General features: G+C 40.3%; 13 protein-coding genes, 2 rRNA genes and 2 pseudogenes (1 of these 17 running past the window's edge). 5 read left to right on the top strand and 12 right to left on the bottom strand.

Annotation, left to right across the window (positions count from 1 at the left end; all coding sequences use genetic code 11):
• Window positions 1-483: 483 nt before the first annotated feature.
• Window positions 484-1,643, top strand: a protein-coding gene (locus tag NDQ71_RS13770; protein ID WP_086962489.1) for an IS3 family transposase whose coding sequence is annotated in 2 segments (ribosomal slippage) — window positions 484-757 and window positions 757-1,643 — 1,161 coding nt in all. Because the reading frame shifts where the segments join, the coding sequence is not laid out codon by codon here.
• 154 nt (window positions 1,644-1,797) lie between these two features.
• Here NDQ71_RS13770 and NDQ71_RS13765 read toward each other — a convergent pair.
• From NDQ71_RS13765 to NDQ71_RS13745, 5 genes and pseudogenes are all read right to left on the bottom strand, one after another.
• A pseudogene (locus tag NDQ71_RS13765) lies at window positions 1,798-2,409 on the bottom strand (transposase); the annotation flags it as partial.
• Window positions 2,410-2,489: 80 nt separating this feature from the next.
• Window positions 2,490-4,013: a group II intron reverse transcriptase/maturase gene (ltrA, locus tag NDQ71_RS13760; RefSeq protein ID WP_192543234.1), complete on the bottom strand. Its 1,524-nt coding sequence runs from the start codon at window positions 4,011-4,013 to the stop codon at window positions 2,490-2,492.
• Window positions 4,014-4,655: 642 nt separating this feature from the next.
• The gene (locus NDQ71_RS13755) at window positions 4,656-4,982 is read right to left on the bottom strand and encodes a hypothetical protein (RefSeq protein ID WP_301561747.1); all 327 of its coding nucleotides are present in this window, start codon (window positions 4,980-4,982) and stop codon (window positions 4,656-4,658) included.
• A 134-nt stretch (window positions 4,983-5,116) separates the two neighbouring features.
• Window positions 5,117-5,623 carry a transposase gene (locus tag NDQ71_RS13750; protein WP_301561746.1) on the bottom strand — a complete coding sequence of 169 codons (507 nt, stop codon included), beginning with the start codon at window positions 5,621-5,623 and terminating at the stop codon, window positions 5,117-5,119.
• Window positions 5,624-5,637: 14 nt separating this feature from the next.
• Window positions 5,638-8,214 (bottom strand): P-loop NTPase fold protein, encoded by a 2,577-nt coding sequence (locus NDQ71_RS13745; protein ID WP_192543148.1) that lies wholly within the window; start codon window positions 8,212-8,214, stop codon window positions 5,638-5,640.
• 380 nt (window positions 8,215-8,594) lie between these two features.
• Here NDQ71_RS13745 and NDQ71_RS13740 point away from each other — a divergent pair, with 380 nt between their 5' ends.
• Window positions 8,595-9,083 carry a hypothetical protein gene (locus tag NDQ71_RS13740; RefSeq protein ID WP_225736773.1) on the top strand — a complete coding sequence of 163 codons (489 nt, stop codon included), beginning with the start codon at window positions 8,595-8,597 and terminating at the stop codon, window positions 9,081-9,083.
• Window positions 9,084-9,213: 130 nt separating this feature from the next.
• On the opposite strand, the gene NDQ71_RS13735 is transcribed toward NDQ71_RS13740, so the two are convergent.
• The gene (locus NDQ71_RS13735) at window positions 9,214-9,963 is read right to left on the bottom strand and encodes a tetratricopeptide repeat protein (protein WP_192543147.1); all 750 of its coding nucleotides are present in this window, start codon (window positions 9,961-9,963) and stop codon (window positions 9,214-9,216) included.
• Window positions 9,964-10,486: 523 nt separating this feature from the next.
• On the opposite strand from NDQ71_RS13735, the gene NDQ71_RS13730 reads away from it, so the two are divergent.
• A complete protein-coding gene (locus tag NDQ71_RS13730; protein WP_192543146.1) occupies window positions 10,487-10,645 on the top strand; it encodes a hypothetical protein in 159 nt (52 codons plus the stop codon).
• Between the two features lie 106 nt (window positions 10,646-10,751).
• Here the strand turns inward: NDQ71_RS13730 and NDQ71_RS13725 are convergent, their stop codons facing one another.
• Complete coding sequence (locus tag NDQ71_RS13725) at window positions 10,752-12,011, bottom strand: aromatic amino acid transport family protein (RefSeq protein WP_301561745.1); 1,260 nt, start codon at window positions 12,009-12,011, stop codon at window positions 10,752-10,754.
• A gap of 237 nt (window positions 12,012-12,248) precedes the next feature.
• Window positions 12,249-12,539, bottom strand: a pseudogene (locus NDQ71_RS13720) (transposase); the annotation flags it as partial.
• Window positions 12,540-12,602: 63 nt separating this feature from the next.
• On the opposite strand from NDQ71_RS13720, the gene NDQ71_RS13715 reads away from it, so the two are divergent.
• Both NDQ71_RS13715 and NDQ71_RS13710 read left to right on the top strand, forming a co-directional pair.
• The gene (locus tag NDQ71_RS13715) at window positions 12,603-12,914 is read left to right on the top strand and encodes a transposase (RefSeq protein WP_201608430.1); all 312 of its coding nucleotides are present in this window, start codon (window positions 12,603-12,605) and stop codon (window positions 12,912-12,914) included.
• Entirely contained in the window at window positions 12,860-13,792 is a 933-nt protein-coding gene (locus NDQ71_RS13710) for an IS3 family transposase (protein WP_201608432.1), read from the top strand. Before NDQ71_RS13715 ends, NDQ71_RS13710 begins: the two co-directional genes overlap by 55 nt.
• Here NDQ71_RS13710 and NDQ71_RS13705 read toward each other — a convergent pair.
• The 4 genes from NDQ71_RS13705 to NDQ71_RS13690 form a co-directional block, all read right to left on the bottom strand.
• Window positions 13,789-14,052: a transposase gene (locus tag NDQ71_RS13705; RefSeq protein ID WP_301561743.1), complete on the bottom strand. Its 264-nt coding sequence runs from the start codon at window positions 14,050-14,052 to the stop codon at window positions 13,789-13,791. The genes NDQ71_RS13710 and NDQ71_RS13705 overlap by 4 nt on opposite strands.
• A 25-nt stretch (window positions 14,053-14,077) precedes the next feature.
• Window positions 14,078-14,536, bottom strand: coding sequence for a winged helix-turn-helix domain-containing protein (locus NDQ71_RS13700; protein ID WP_301561660.1), 459 nt, complete (start codon window positions 14,534-14,536; stop codon window positions 14,078-14,080).
• 300 nt (window positions 14,537-14,836) lie between these two features.
• A 5S ribosomal RNA gene (rrf, locus tag NDQ71_RS13695) occupies window positions 14,837-14,951 on the bottom strand.
• Between the two features lie 203 nt (window positions 14,952-15,154).
• Window positions 15,155-16,103, bottom strand: a 23S ribosomal RNA gene (locus tag NDQ71_RS13690) (it continues 1,938 nt past the right edge of the window).

Genomic DNA, 16,103 nt, shown 5'->3' with positions numbered 1-16,103 from the left:
GGCGTTAAATTAATCACCGTTGGCTGGGTTGAGTATAGTGACGTAGGCTGGGTAGAGCGACGCGAAACCCAGCATGTTTAAGCCACAAGCTGTAGAGCTTTAAAAGTTGTAAGACCGACTCTTCACTCGTAGGAGTTGGCTTCAGCCACGAAAAACCTCGCTCAGTGTTCAATTTAAAGACTATTTCACCACAGAGCTCACCGAGGCGCTTCGCGCTACACAGAGAATTTTAGCCATAAGCGGTAGAGTTTTAAGCGATAAGTTGTAACCCTAGCACTTCACTCGTAGGAGATGGCTTCAGCCACGAAAAACCTCGCTCGGTTTTTAATTTAAAGACAATTTCACCACAGAGCTCACCGAGGCGCTTCGCGCTGCACAGAGAATTATGATTGATTATTTGACCTCAACAATTCCAACTGTAATGGTCTAATGAAACTGGACAGGTTTATAGCGTAAAATGAGCTAAACCCAAAAGGTATCACTATGACCAGAAAATCAAAAGTAACACTCAGTGCACAACAAAAACTTGAATATGCCAAATTAATGGTAGAAGAAGGTTATACCAATAAGCAAATTGAAGAGATGTCTGGCGCAGGAAAGTCAGCAGTATCACGTTGGAAGCAACAATATCTATCTGAGCTAGATGGTAAGAGCCCGGGAAATGTACAAGCACTCACACCAGAACAGCAACGTATTCAATTGCTAGAGAAGCAGCTACAGCGAGCTTTAAGGGATAATGATATATTAAAAAAAGCCACCGCTTTCTTCATTCGCGACAATCAAAATTTAAAGTAATTAAAGCGTTGAAGAAAGCGACCCCAAGCTATACGGTATCTGAGTTGTGTCGTGCTTTAGAAGTCAGTACAAGTAGTTATTACTATGCGCCCGTCGCGCCAAATAAGTCAGAGCAGGCACTGCTGGAGTTAATTAAATCTATCGCTGACGATTCTGGTTATACGTATGGTAGACGCAGAGTGAACGTTGAACTGAATGCGTTAAATCATACGATTGGAATATATAAAACAGCGGCACTGATGAAAAAGTTGAATATAAAAGCCATCAGGCCGAAGAAAAAACATTACTACCCTAACTCAGGTGATGAACATAAGTACGCACAGAACCTCTTAAAACGAGAGTTTAACCCTGATTCACATAACACGCATTGGGTCGGTGATATTACCTATATCAGGAACCATCAAGGGTGGAGCTACTTGGCCTGTGTGTTAGACTTATCAACGAGGGAAGTTGTAGGGTATGCCTTATCAACAAGCCCAAATGCTGAATTGGCTATAGCAGCATTGAATAATGCTATTAAGCGTCAACAGCCGGTTCTTAATCAACTGATGTTTCATTCCGATCAGGGGTGTCAGTATTCTGCGGCCTCGTTTAGAGCTCGGTTATCACAACTAACTATAACGCAAAGTATGAGTCGTCGAGGTAATTGTTGGGATAATGCAGTAATGGAGCGATTTTTTAGAAGTTTAAAAACAGAGCGACTGAATCGCCTGTCATTTATAAATCATCATTCAGTTATAAGTGAGGTGGACAATTATATTCAGTTTTACAATTACAAACGTAGGCATTCTACGCTTAATTATATGACGCCACATCAGAAATATAATGAATTAAAAAATGCCGCTTAGAATCTCTACAGAATTTGTTGACCATTACAAACGCCTATTTTATAAGAAAGTGTGTATAAGCTTGTAATATTAGGTAATTTAGGTGCATTGTTTAATTTTGAGTCAGGGTTCAATACCGGAGTTTTTCAAGTTAGTTGTCGCCTCAAGTTAAATTTTATGCCGCCCGCATTTCTTCTTTTTTCTCAGGATTCAAATTTACTTCGTTTATCATTGACCAATCTCGTGACTTTCCTGACCAACGACTTGGGTTATTCAATTTAGCAGCATCGTTTACCTGCTGACGCTTGGCTAATATCTCTTTATCTAAACCTGAATGACGTTGATTTGGCGTCACAAATTTTATACCACTGTGTAGGTGCTCATTATTGTACCAATCAACGAATCCGCTTACCCATTCTCTTGCTGCGCTTATATCTTCAAATGCCTTTTCTGGGTATTCTGGGCGATACTTTAACGTTTTAAATAACGACTCAGAGTACGGGTTGTCATTACTTACTGACGGTCGGCTAAATGATGGCACAATGCCTAGCTCCTGTAATGTTGCCAACAATGTCGCGCCTTTCATTGGGCTGCCATTATCTGAGTGCAACGTAACTTGCTCTCGCTTTATTTGCTCTCGACTGCAAATATCCTTCATTAAATCTGCGGCTAATTCACTTAATTGTGTGTCGTGAATTTGCCAACCGACAACCTTTCGACTAAAAATGTCCATCACTAAATATAAGTATAAAAATTGCCCTTTTACGCTCGTTGGTAGTAGAGTAAGAGGCAGAGCGTAGTCGAACTATTTCTCTGCTTCTCCTCTCCGAACCGTACGTGCACCTTTCAGCGCATACGGCTCTCCGCTTAATTGTGGCTAACAGCCATTGCAACATCGTTATAGCGAGACGTGACGGTGTTTCTAATTTCATCTCTAAGATATGGGTTTGATTCGGGTAATCGCCATCGAAATTGTAATTTAGGACTACTCACTAACCTAAATAGTGATGCACCACATAAATTACCGCGATTACTTTCACCAAACAACACCCATGTCGTTGCCTGATTTGGCGTTGGCCGTTTGATCCATTTCATCATTAATGACTTAATAGAGCAGCGATATTTCCTCGCCAACCACTTAGCAAGTTTCCAGAAAATAATACGATCAATTTTACTGTAAACTTTAGCGGTATAATCAGTGTGTCGATAAAATTGTGACCAGCCCTTAAGTTTACGATTGAGCTGTTCAACTTTGTCTATCTTGCTACAACTATGATCTCCTGATAAAGCTTGGCTCAATGAATGAGAAAATGCTTTAGCTTTACCATGTGGAATACCAGACACCACACGCATATTACCTTTTGGTCCACGCTTTCGAATAATCCTATGTCCAAGGAAGATAAACCCATCATTTACATGGGTAATATGGGTTTTCTCCATATTAAGCGTAAGTTTTAGCTTACCTTCAAGGAAGTTTCGACACTGATCACGAATTGCTTCTGCTTGTTGTTTATTACCTTTGACAATCACGAGAAAATCATCGGCATAACGACAATAAGCAACCGCAGGGTTCCATTGTCTATTTTCCTTTAGTGCAATACTGCGCTTATCTTGAATAGTACGATTCCAGTACCAACGATTTTTACGTGCTTTCTTGCCTAAGTAACATTTATCCAAATACTGATCAAACTCGTTGAGCATGATATTTGATAGCAGTGGAGAAATAACACCACCTTGTGGTACACCTTCGCTTGTAGCACAGAATAAATTACGTTCAATGTGACCTGCCTTTATAAATCGCCAAAGTAATTTATTGAATCTCTGGCAACTAATACGCTTTCGCACACATTTCATTAATAATTGATGGTGAACTGTATCAAAGTAACTTGATAGATCTCCTTCAATTACCCAACGTCCCCTCGACTCATTTGCATCAGTTAGCTGTAGCTTAACTGTACGAATGGCATGATGAACGCTTCGCTCAGGTCTAAAACCATAAGATAATGAATGAAAGTCATTTTCCCATATTGGTTCCATCGCCATGAGCATGGCACGTTGCACTATCCTGTCTCTTAAGGTTGGTATACCTAAAGGGCGTTGCTTCCCATTGGCTTTAGGAATATAAATTCTTCTGGCAGGCATAGGTTGATAATTACCTGAGAGTAAATCATCTCTGATTTCATCTAGGTAGTCATTCAGATTAGCCTGTAAATGAATTTTCGTTATCCCATCAATGCCAGGTGTTTTGGCCCCCTTTGAAGAAAGCGTTACCTCGGCCGCTTGGCAAAGCCATTGCGGGTGACTGATAAGGCGCAGTAATCGATTAACGCGATGCGTTTTATCGGTTGCTGTCCATGTTGCTAATTTACGTTGCATTTCACTGATTATCAAAGGTCTTCACCCCATTAAGGTCAGATAATTTGCTCACGCAAATCAATTAAACTGCGCCCCTTCGCCATGTAATGGGCTTTCCCCATCTCGGACTACTACGAACGCTCCGCCAACTTGCGTGTCATCGGGGTCTTGCTCCCTTAACATTCACTGCAAGCCTTCCTCGGTTCACCTATTTGAACTCAAACATATTGGGGGGGATGCCGATCGCAGTCTTTAACCTTATCGTGCTGTAAGGTGATGATACTCAAACGCTTAAATTGTGACGTAAACTTTTGTCCATTAATAGATGCATATTTGTCATCTACTAAATCGAATAGAATGCACCTACCTATAACACTCTATTAGTATCATACTGCCTATTAATTCGTGTAGGCAGTGGCGACATTTCAGCCCACAGATGCGGGTTAATCGGTTCATGTTCTTCATCCGTCCAATACTCAGTCTAGAGAAGCATCTTGGCTTAACGAATTCGCCTCACTTCCCGTTGTCAGCAGGTTACGTCACCTCATTAGCATACAATGAGTCACCGCTGCCCAGACTCAACTACTTGCACAACCAAGTAGCGACGCAAATTAGCTAGCTTCTGCTATTTAATTTACGCATTTCAAATAGACTTGTAGTTCATTAAAGCAATCCTTGCTAGTGCTGAACTCCGAGCACACAATAGGTGATATCCCAGGTATACACTTCATTTGCACGCACTGCCTTCAATGCTCTTGGCTTTTTCATCGGCTTTGCCGGCTTTACTTTTTCTCTATGTGTTAATAAGTTATGTGCCTTCATGACACGATAAAATGAACTTTCAGACGCTATCCATATGCCGTTATCAAGCAGCTTAGGGACTATTTTACTGGCCGGTAAATGCCCATACTCAGTTGAGTTAACCGTATTAATAATACGCTGTCGCTCTAACTCTGTGAGACGGTTTGGTGGCCGTTTTATCGTACTTGTTCGCTTGTCAGTCATATTGTCAGCTTCAATCCAACGTTGAACGGTTCTTACCGTCAGCCCAAGTAACTCACATGCTTTTTCTTTCCTTGCCCCAGAATCCTGCGCGTTTGTAATAAGCTTTATTAATTCATGTCGCTCAGCCAGTGTTGTTAATCGTCCTCGTTGAAACCCCAGAGTGCATCCGCTTTTTTTTTGAGAACAAGCAGAGCGGCTGTTTCAGCTAAGGCCTTATCTTTACGATTCAGTTCTTTTTGCAGCTGTTTTATCTCTTGCTTAAGCTGTTTACTGTCTGATTTAGCTAGTTTCGTTGTAGGTCCTTGGGCAAAATCTTGCTTCCACTGCTTAATATGATGCGGGTAAAGCCCTTTATTACGACAGTATTCATTAATGGCTGTTTCATCTAAATGACCACAGTCAATAATCGCGCTGAGTCTTTCTTCTAAACTCCAGTCTTGTGGTCGTTTTTCTGCTGTCATTTGGCTACCCGTCTGGTGTGTTTCAAGTTGATGTTTTTTTGCGAGTGCTATCCAACGCTGTAACGTTGAATAACCGACACCTAAATCATCTGCAATATCTTCTAAGCGAACATCATCACATTGAGATAATGCTTTTTCAACCGCTTGAACTTTAAATTCTTGTGTAAATCGACGTCTCATTATATCTGCCTCTATTAAAAGTTAGAGGCGACAACTATCCTGACACAGGGGGATACGGGCTTCTTAAGATGTTCAGAATTACTCAAAACTTTCCCTAAACAATGGAATTTTTCGCTTTCACTAACACCCTCTAATCTCTTTTCTGCATGATATAATTTGTAACTTTGCTTCAAACAAACTAATAAATACCTGCCTTTATCTTTATCTAAGTTCAACTTATAAATAAGAGTCTCAATTTCAATCGGTATGTCCTTTTCATTAAAGCCAAGGTAATTAATGAGTGCATTTGAATGCTCCCTAGCATCTTGTACATATAATAATCTATTAAAAATTTCATATATATTTTCAATGGTTAGATTTTTCGCTAAGTAATGAACAAACTTTATTACATGCCTACATTCTGTAGATGATAATGTATCTGGTAAATTATCATTTCCTACCTCTTGGTAAGCTAATGTTTGATCTTCGCTAAACTTAAGGAAAATAAATTGCGAATACTTTTCTTGTTTGTACTCATCAAAACTTAGCCACTCTTCCACGAATTCAGATAAAGGCAACTTTGTTAGTTTTAAAATATCTTTAATAACATCCTGATCTATACACTCACCATTCGAAATGCTTTGTCGTGTAATACGCTGAATATAATATGACATATCATTAGTACAGCCCACCGTTTGTAGATATTCTTTATTAGGGTTTAAAAGCCAAATATCTCTTTCTTTTGGAGGATCGCTATCTTTTATTTCAACAGTATTAATTTTTATATTTAGCATTACCTTTAAATATTCTTTTAGATCACTAGGGGTGTCTTTTTCTAGAAATTTTTCAACATCTACAAGTTCACTATTAAGTTTTGTAGAATCTATAAAGTTAAGATAGTTAGAGAATAAGCTAGGTTTAACTTCTCTGAGCGCTAAAACCATAAGTAAAGATATAAAATTAACCTCTCCTTTTAAATTATTATGCCACCAAATTTCATTAACTCGGCGAAGTATTCTTTTTAGCACTCGCAAACTTGAAATCAATTTATTTAACTCAGCTATTTCAGATAAATAAAAGCCAATCCTACTTATTTTGTTATTTCTAACATCATCCAAGCTTTCCAATGAATAAGGTGTAACAGTAAGCACTTTGCTCCTAGTTAAGTTCTCATAAATATAATCAACTAATAGGTCTGTAAAATCCTTTTTTGCAATATCCTCTCTATAATCAGCCACTTTTGAGATCACTTCAGCAGCAACTTCATTTTCATTACCCATAGCTATGATAAAGTTGATGTTACTTAAATCTCTATTCTTTAGTCTATCTAAAAGCGCGGCTATATCATTTAGGCGTTTTTCGTTTTCATCACCGGTGCCACGATCGACATCTTGCAGGGTGATCAGTAATTTATGGTTGGTTACTTCAAGAACATCATTAAGTTTTTGAAAGCTTTGCTCAATATCAATTGGGCCTGCAAGTAATGTGGATGCAAATTGAAAAAAGCTGCCGCCTGATTTTAGGGCTTCGGTATAATGCTTAGGTAGCGCACGAAAGGAGCACATGTCTAAGTGCGGGCTAATGTCATCAATGATATGACTCAGTATTACATGTGCAACACTGCCGCTTGCTGCGCCCCATGTTGATATATCGCTGTGTATCCAATTAATCTTGTTTTGTTGTTCTACTTTTAGCTTTTCTTCATTTGATAATTCAGCTTCTACCTTTTTAGATTTTTTGAGCTCATTTGCTATTGCAGCGACAATGCTACTTTTACCACATCCAAATGGACCACATAGGGCAATATGCTGCGCCATATATTGTTCATATTTATCACCACCATTGCGAAGTCGCTCGGTAATACGATTAGCGTAAACCTGTAAGTCTTGCTCCAATTGAGCTGTGCTTGTAATTATTGAGCCATCTTTAAACCAAGCTCTAAAGTCTTCTAAATCACTAAATTCATTATCAGAGTCACTCAAAGCAATGTCATTATTCGTGGATACAACTTCTGAGCTACCATTCCCCCTCACTCTCAGAATAACTGCAATGCTATAAAGTAAAATATATGTCGTAATTAGCGGCCATGGCATGTCGTAATAACCAGACATAACTAAGAACATGCCTAACAATAGAAATAGTAACCCCCATGATTTAATACTCACTTTTTTGGTTTTTACCTGCAACTCTTGAAACGAAATACACAGCACGCATGCAAAAAGAGCAATATGAAGGTACTTCAAACTAGCAAAGAGCAGCTCATCGTCCAATAAATAGCCTTGGTAGCGTTCACTAATGAACACATATACAAGTGTTGCAATTATCGAGAACCACACAGCAATAGTCGTTGGTGGGTACTTCCAGTTAAACCCAATACTGCGTTTAGCGTGGGAGATATAAAACTTATCCAGCATTAGCTTGATGCCAATGCCGGCAAGAAAAGCAAAACTATAGTGCAGCACAGGATTGGCGTATAAAATACTGCCCCACTTCATATAGGCTTGTTGTACAAAACTGACGTTACTTAAAAATACTGTAATCGCGGCCGCGGTAATTGCGCACAATAACAGTGATAACCAACGCTGGGCTGGAATAGGAAGAGACTGCGACAATGTAATTTCCTTATAAGTAAACAAGTTAAAACAACTAGCCCAGTCTATACTTAATTACTTGAAATTAGAAACAACTAGCACTACATACCTTAAATAGAAATTTAACCCTCTGTGTAGCGTGCAGAGCCTCCAAACCTCGGGGTTCCATGCATTTACTTTGGCTTGTCGTTTTCAGTTTTAGCCTTCGTCTATAAGTGACTTTAAGCATGAAATATCTGACACCGAAGTACTTGGTATTGGTGTTCTTTTGTAAGTCGGGATTCATCCCGTCACATTGTCAGACTAAAGCCAGACCTACAAAGGTAATTACAATTAACTGGTACAAAAGGTTATTTTAGTTTGCTACTCTGCTCTTCTCTAAAACGGACTTGTGAGAATTCATGAAAACTAGCTATATACTGCCCTTATTATGCTGCTTTTACCCTGCATCTGCCATATCACAGAGCCCAAACATCACTAATTACTTAACTATCGAATACCATAGCTCAATAAAAGCATATGATACGAAACTTGAAAAATGTCAGCAAACAGCAATAGTTATAACTCCAGATGACGTTAAACATCTTTCAGATGACTGGAATGTTCTTAGTAGTGTTTTATCTTATCATTATGCAAAGACGCAAGATTTATGCACACATGATGAGTTACAGCGTTTCACATTGCTTTCAGCAAAATTGCAGGCCTTAAAAGATAGCGATAAAACCATGCTTGATAAGTACAACCAATTAATTATGGCTATACCTTTAACTTTTGAGCGAACTAAAGCTGATTACTTTATTTTGCCTGAAGATATACGTGAACAATTTTCTAGCTTAGAAAAATTAAATAAGCCATTTAATTTAATGAAGACAATGGAAAACTTCGAGTAGCCAAGCCTTGATAAAATGAGCAAATAATTACATTGCTCATCGTAGGCTGAGTTGAGTATTACAACATTCAGCCTATTTGAACCAAAGAAAGCAGTAAAGCTTTAAGCGATAAGCTTGAACCATTCGATTGCTAAGTTATTTTATCAGCTCGTGCTACTTTTTCTGCATAAAAATAAGTTGATTGCATATCCAAAGGCTTACTCAATAGTCCGGTTTCTATATTGTTCAATACAGCTAGGTTTTTCTTTGCAGGTCCATAGTCTGGATCAAGTGCTAACGCTTGCTCAAAGTAATCTCGCGCTTGCATATAATCCTGTAACATTAAATAACAAATCCCCAAGTTCCCTTTAGCCTGCACATGCTTAGGCTGATTTGATGCAATCACTTTAAACAAGGGAATAGCTTTTTCATACTGCTCTGTTTGGAGAAATTCAAAGCCCCTATCGAAACGTTCTGAATCTTCAAGGTACTGTTCAATAGTAAAACCTGTCGGCAAGCCTTTTTCAACTAACTCAATAATTTCTTTAGACGCAGTAATAACGTCTGTATCTTCTGGTGACGCATGCTTCAATGCTGCAACATGGTGCTTAATAGATAAATCAACCTTTCCAGTTTTTTGATAACTAATCGCCAGGTTATAGTGAGCTAAAGCATATTCACCATTAACTGCTATGGATTTCAGCAAGTTTTGTATAGCTAAGTTATAATCACCTTTGAGTACAGCCATTATACCGACCCCATAATAGGTCAAGTAATGACGTGGGTACTTTTTAGCTGCTTTTTTCAGCAAGTACTTACCCTGCTTCGCATCACCATTCTGCAGAAAATAAAATGCATCCTCTAATATATCTTCGAGATATAAGGTTACTTTATCAACCATTTGATCTCCATTATTATTACTTTGGTTAAATAGAAGACCTAACCGTTGCAAGCCATCAATTTTAAGTTGTATTTAAAAATACTTCAACTGATGGATAAGCTCCTCAAAGAGCTTTAAGCTCGAAAAAGGCCACAGTATTGTATTAAAGATAATCACACCACAGCACGCCGAGGCGTTTTGCGCTGTACAGAGATTTGCTCTTCGTGTTCTTTTGTAGGTCGGGATTTATCCCGTCTCGTAAGCTCTACTGCGAGTAGGTAGTGGCTTTAGCCATTAATGAACTAAAAATCATTATCTCATATGTTCGCGACTGAAGTCGCTCCTACAGGTTTGGTATTGGTATTTTTATAAACCGGGATTTTTCCGTCATATTGTCAGGCAAAAACCTGACCTACCGCTGGGACAATAAACTATGAGCGCTAGCTTATAAACCTAAATTAACACCTGTAACATCAACAAAGCTCCTCAATATCAGCTATTGTGTTTTAACATTCTCAGTTTAATTGATTATAAAAAAGACCTAATGACGACTATTGAAAGTGCGATTGATTCAGCCTACCAAGCGCAAATTAAAAATCTCTATAATGCACTAAGCCAAGCTGTACTTGCAGCGAATGACGATGCTGATGCGATTAGTGCTGCTGAAACAAGCTTTAAAAAAAGGCCTAGCCTTTGCTACTGATATTAGAGGTCGTGCCCTAGCTGCAATCGCGTAAACTAAAAAGCCTTGTAAGTTTGTCACCTACAGGGCTTTTATTTAATCTAACTAAAGTCTCTAAAGCTACTTGCTAAGCAACAAAACCATAAATCAATGCAGCTACCGCTAATAAGCCTACCGCTAACACGAACAAGGTGCTAAAACGGCCACGGTATTTCTGTAGTGCAGGGACTTTATATACCGCAATCATTGGCATGATAAATAATATCATCGCAATAATTGGCCCCGATAGTTGATCCATCATATCTAAGATACTTGGGTTTTTAACGGCACAAAACCAAATTGCCAAGAACATAATCGCAACACCAATTTTGTCAGCGTTTTTCAGCGACAAACTTGTTTGCTTCGTCACCAGTCCATTAAAACTCTCTCGCGCACCTAAAAAATGACCAAGGAAAGATGAAGTAATAGCAATAAATGCCACCAATGGGCCAAAGGTGGCAATAAATGAGTTGTCTGTCACATTGGCTAGGTAAGATAGCACTGAAACGTTCTGCGCTTTGGCTTGCAGCATTTGCTCTGGCGTTAAAGATAGTACACACGAAAATACAAATAACAGCACGAATACAATTAACAGCAAGCTAGTGCGCTTTAGAATCGCCTCAGACTTAGCTGTCGCTTGATTACCATAATGACCTCGTTGCACGTTCACAAAGCTTGATATCGCTGCTGCGTGGCTAAATGAGAACACTATTATAGGAATTGACAGCCAGAGTGTTTTACTAAAGCCTGCAAACTCAGGAAAGGCCATATCGGGCACTTGCCAACTAGGGATCAAATACAAGGATAGAAACAATAAAATCCCCACTAATGGATACACTAAAATTGCAAAAGCACGTAGCATCAATCGTTCACCACCGAGCATAAGGCTAATCATACCGGCAACTAACACACCTGAGAGTAGCACCCGAGAAGGGGATTCCATACCAAGCTGATTAACGATAAAGCTATCTACTGTATTGGTTAAACCAACGCCATAGATAAGTAAGATTGGAAAGATTGATAAGAAGTACAATAGAGAAATTAATCTACCAGCATTAGCACCAAAATGCTCTTCAACTACATCGGTAAAATCTGCATCTTTATTCTTTGATGACAATACAAAACGCGCTAAGCCACGGTGGGCTAAAAATGTCATCGGCAACGCCATGCACGCTAAAATGATTAGCGGCCAAAAACCACCGATACCAATATTGATAGGTAAAAATAAAATACCCGCACCAACCGCGGTCCCAAAAAGACTTAATACCCACTGGGTATCATGAAAGTTCCATTTCAATTTACTTGTTGTCGATGCTCCAAACTGCGCAGCATCTGTGGAAGAGTTCATGCACTTCACCTATTAGTATAATAATTTGGCAAGAGCATATAGAAGTTAACCCACTATTGCAGTTTTTGACGGTGTATTTAAGTAAAACCCAGGTTAATTTGTAATGGCTGAGTTACTCACTGTCATGAATTTGAAACAGTCATAAAATCAAACTTCAATAGCTGATAGAGGAAATAGGTTCGCGGGTTTCGGGTTTTTCAAGATTAAAATGCAGGAGAGTTATACCAATATTATTTATTAAGTGATCAAATTTGTCCATGCTCTAAAGCACATATGCTTAACGTTAGTAATATTTGAACGAAACACATTCCACGCTCTACTTACTTGCTCCACAATGTCGTCATAATCTGAAAAAGTACGATTAGATAACTCTCTGTTTCGCATCCATGCCCATACTTGCTCAACCGGATTAAGTTCTGGTGAATAAGGAGGCAACGGTATCACCGACACATTTTTAATCCCTTCACCAACATTACCCATATGCCAGCTTGCGCGATCAACAATAACCACTGCGTGCCGTCCACATTGTAGTGGCATAATTAAATTGGACAACTGCTAAGAGGCTATACTAACCCAAAGAAGGAAAATAGTATGACCAACAAACGCAACCAATATACCCGAGAATTTAAATTAGAAGCGATTAGCTTAGTCACTGATCACAACCGCACCATACCTGATGTGGCAAGCTCACTGGGTATTGGCAAATCTACCCTGCAGAAATGGCTAAGTCAGTACCGTCAAGAAATGAGTGGCCAAGCGCCTAAAGTCGGCAACGCTTTAACGGATGAACAGCGCGAGCTTCAAGAATTGCGTAAGCAGGTTAAGCGGCTGACTATGGAGCGCGACATATTAAAAAAGGCTTCTGCTCTGCTGGCCTTGGACAGCCTGAACGGCTATCGCTGATAAGCAAGCTTGCAGAGCAAGACAAACAGGCCAGTAAAAGCCTTTTATGCAAGTTGTTTGGGGTATTGAGGAGCAGTTACTACTATGGACTAAAGCCCAAGCCCATCAGCCTTGAAGCCGTCAAAACTAAAGCATTAGTCCGCCAAATATTTAACGACTCAAAGCGCTCAGCAGGCGCTCGCAGCATTGCCGCTATACTAATGAATGAACACGGCATCAAGCTGACCCGTTATATGGTAGGTAAACTTATGAGCAGCATGGGGCTTAAAAGCTGTCAGTTAAAGACGCATAAATACAAGCACTGTGATGAAGAACACAAAGCTCATGACAACATACTGAACCGTAACTTTAGCCCCACATCGCCCAATCATGTCTGGACAGGTGATGTCACTTATGTTCGCATTAAAGGCGGCTGGTGCTACCTAGCTATCGTTTTAGATTTATATGCTCGTCGTATTGTTGGCTTTGCTGTATCAGATTCGCCTGACAGTATGCTGACAACCAAAGCGCTGCAGATGGCGTATCAGTCGCGCTTAAAGCCAAGTGGGGTGTTGTTTCACTCTGATCAAGGCACCCATTACACTAGCAAGAAGTTTGCTGAATCCGTGGCAAGTTGTAATGGCATGAAGCAGAGCATGAGCCGAAAAGGTAACTGTTGGGACAACGCGCCAACTGAAAGGTTCTTCAGGAGCTTTAAAACAGAATGGATGCCAAAGGGCGGTTATGAGAATATTGCTGAAGCTCGGACTGCCATTATTGATTATATTTGGGGCTATTATCAGTCAGTGAGACCACACCGTTTTAATGATTATTTAACACCGCTAGAAAAAGAGAAACGCTACTTTAACAAAAACCTCTTATCAGGTGTCCTAAATTAGTTGACCACTACACATGGCGTAGCATCTGAAATGAGTTGTAAGTGTTGTTTCATTATATCCTTACTCAAATAAGGGGCTATAATCGCCTCTGTTTGCCCTGTTGCGGGGCATACTGCACCAAAAATATGAGTGGATAGAAATTGCTGTTGCTTCACAACACGTGGCCTAGTGCCTTTTTTAGCCCAAATTTTTGAGGTGGTATTTTGTTGCCCAAATCGCGCTTCATCTTGAAACCACACATCCACTCTATCAAGCGCCACGTGGCCTGGAATTGTGATGATCGTATTATAATGGAAATTTTTTAAAGTCTTTTTGTGCCTCAATTGACTGTTTAGGATGTTTAGAACGAGACGTTATCCATGAAAGATTAAGCTCACACATCAAACGGTAGACATTATTGAGTTTGTATTGGACACCAAATGTATCGTAAATGTATTTGCGTATATCTTCACCTATCAACCTCCCACCTTCTTCTTTCACTGCGTGCGCACAGATATAATCTTTAAGCTGGCACTTTTGTTTTAATGTTAAGCCACAAGGGCGACCTGATTGTTTTTTAATATCAAGCGCTTTAAGTCCATCGGATAAGTATGCAGTAACCCACTCATTGACCAGTCTACGGCTAACGCGTGTGGTTTTGGCGACAACAGTACGATTTTTTACTTCGAGAAAGAGGCGAATAACTTCATAACGCGTTTTTAATCGGGCATCTCTGGTATACGGGAAGTTAGGAATAGTAGACAAGCTAAACTCAATGATAATGACAAATGTATGGGTATTAGATCATAAAAAGAAGGTAATTAAAATAGATCATAAATTAAATATGTTTGGTATTAAAAGGGCAAGCTGTATGATTACGCTCTGAGGAGTTCGTGGCGTTCTTTTATCCGTGGGTGTCAGATACTCAACCCCCGCTACGGTGTCTAGGTTGACGCTATACGACTGAAAGCTGACGGCTGACGGCTGACGGCTGACGGCTGACGGCTGACGGCATAGAATACAAAAAACCCGTCACATCGCTGTAACGGGTTTCTTTAATTTGGAGCCTGGCGATGTCCTACTTTCACATAACAAATGCTACACTATCATCGGCGCTGTTTCGTTTCACTACTGAGTTCGGCATGGGGTCAGGTGGGTCCAAAACGCTATTGTCACCAAGCAAATTTGGTGTAAGGTCGATTCAATCGAGCTTACTAAAATTTGGAATTCTGATAATAAAAAGTCTTCAGTAATCTACTTTAGTTATATTAACTTCTTCGCTTAAACTGTCACATAAAAATCTGTCTGGAACAGATTTTAACGCACGTAGTGCGGCTTTAGTAATTTACATGGACGTAAATTATAAAACGCGTTTGGCGTTGTATGGTTAAGCCTCACGGGTAATTAGTACAAGTTAGCTTAACATATCACTATGCTTCCACATCTTGCCTATCAACGTTGTAGTCTTCAACGGCCCTTCAGAGACTTTAAAAGTCTAGTGAGAACTCATCTCGAGGCCTGCTTCGCGCTTAGATGCTTTCAGCGCTTATCAGTTCCGAACGTAGCTACCGGGCAATGCCATTGGCATGACAACCCGAACACCAGCGGTTCGTTCACTCCGGTCCTCTCGTACTAGGAGCAACCCCTCTCAATTCTCAAACGCCCACGGCAGATAGGGACCGAACTGTCTCACGACGTTCTAAACCCAGCTCGCGTACCACTTTAAATGGCGAACAGCCATACCCTTGGGACCGACTTCAGCCCCAGGATGTGATGAGCCGACATCGAGGTGCCAAACACCGCCGTCGATATGAACTCTTGGGCGGTATCAGCCTGTTATCCCCGGAGTACCTTTTATCCGTTGAGCGATGGCCCTTCCATTCAGAACCACCGGATCACTATGACCTACTTTCGTACCTGCTCGACGTGTCTGTCTCGCAGTTAAGCTGGCTTCTACCATTACACTAACCGTACGATGTCCGACCGTACTTAGCCAACCTTCGTGCTCCTCCGTTACTCTTTGGGAGGAGACCGCCCCAGTCAAACTACCCACCAGGCACTGTCCGTAACCCCGATTCAGGGGCCAACGTTAGAACATCAAAACTACAAGGGTGGTATTTCAAGGACGACTCCACAAAAACTAGCGTCTCTGCTTCTTAGTCTCCCACCTATCCTACACATGTAGGTTCAATGTTCAGTGCCAAGCTGTAGTAAAGGTTCACGGGGTCTTTCCGTCTAGCCGCGGGTACACAGCATCTTCACTGCGATTTCAATTTCACTGAGTCTCGGGTGGAGACAGCGTGGCCATGGTTACACCATTCGTGCAGGTCGG

The sequence above is a fragment of the Pseudoalteromonas sp. KG3 genome (assembly GCF_030436385.1).
In the GTDB taxonomy this organism is placed as follows: Bacteria; Pseudomonadota; Gammaproteobacteria; order Enterobacterales; family Alteromonadaceae; genus Pseudoalteromonas; species Pseudoalteromonas prydzensis.
Note: the sequence above shows the minus strand (reverse complement) of the source record. Positions and strands in the feature narration are given on the sequence as shown.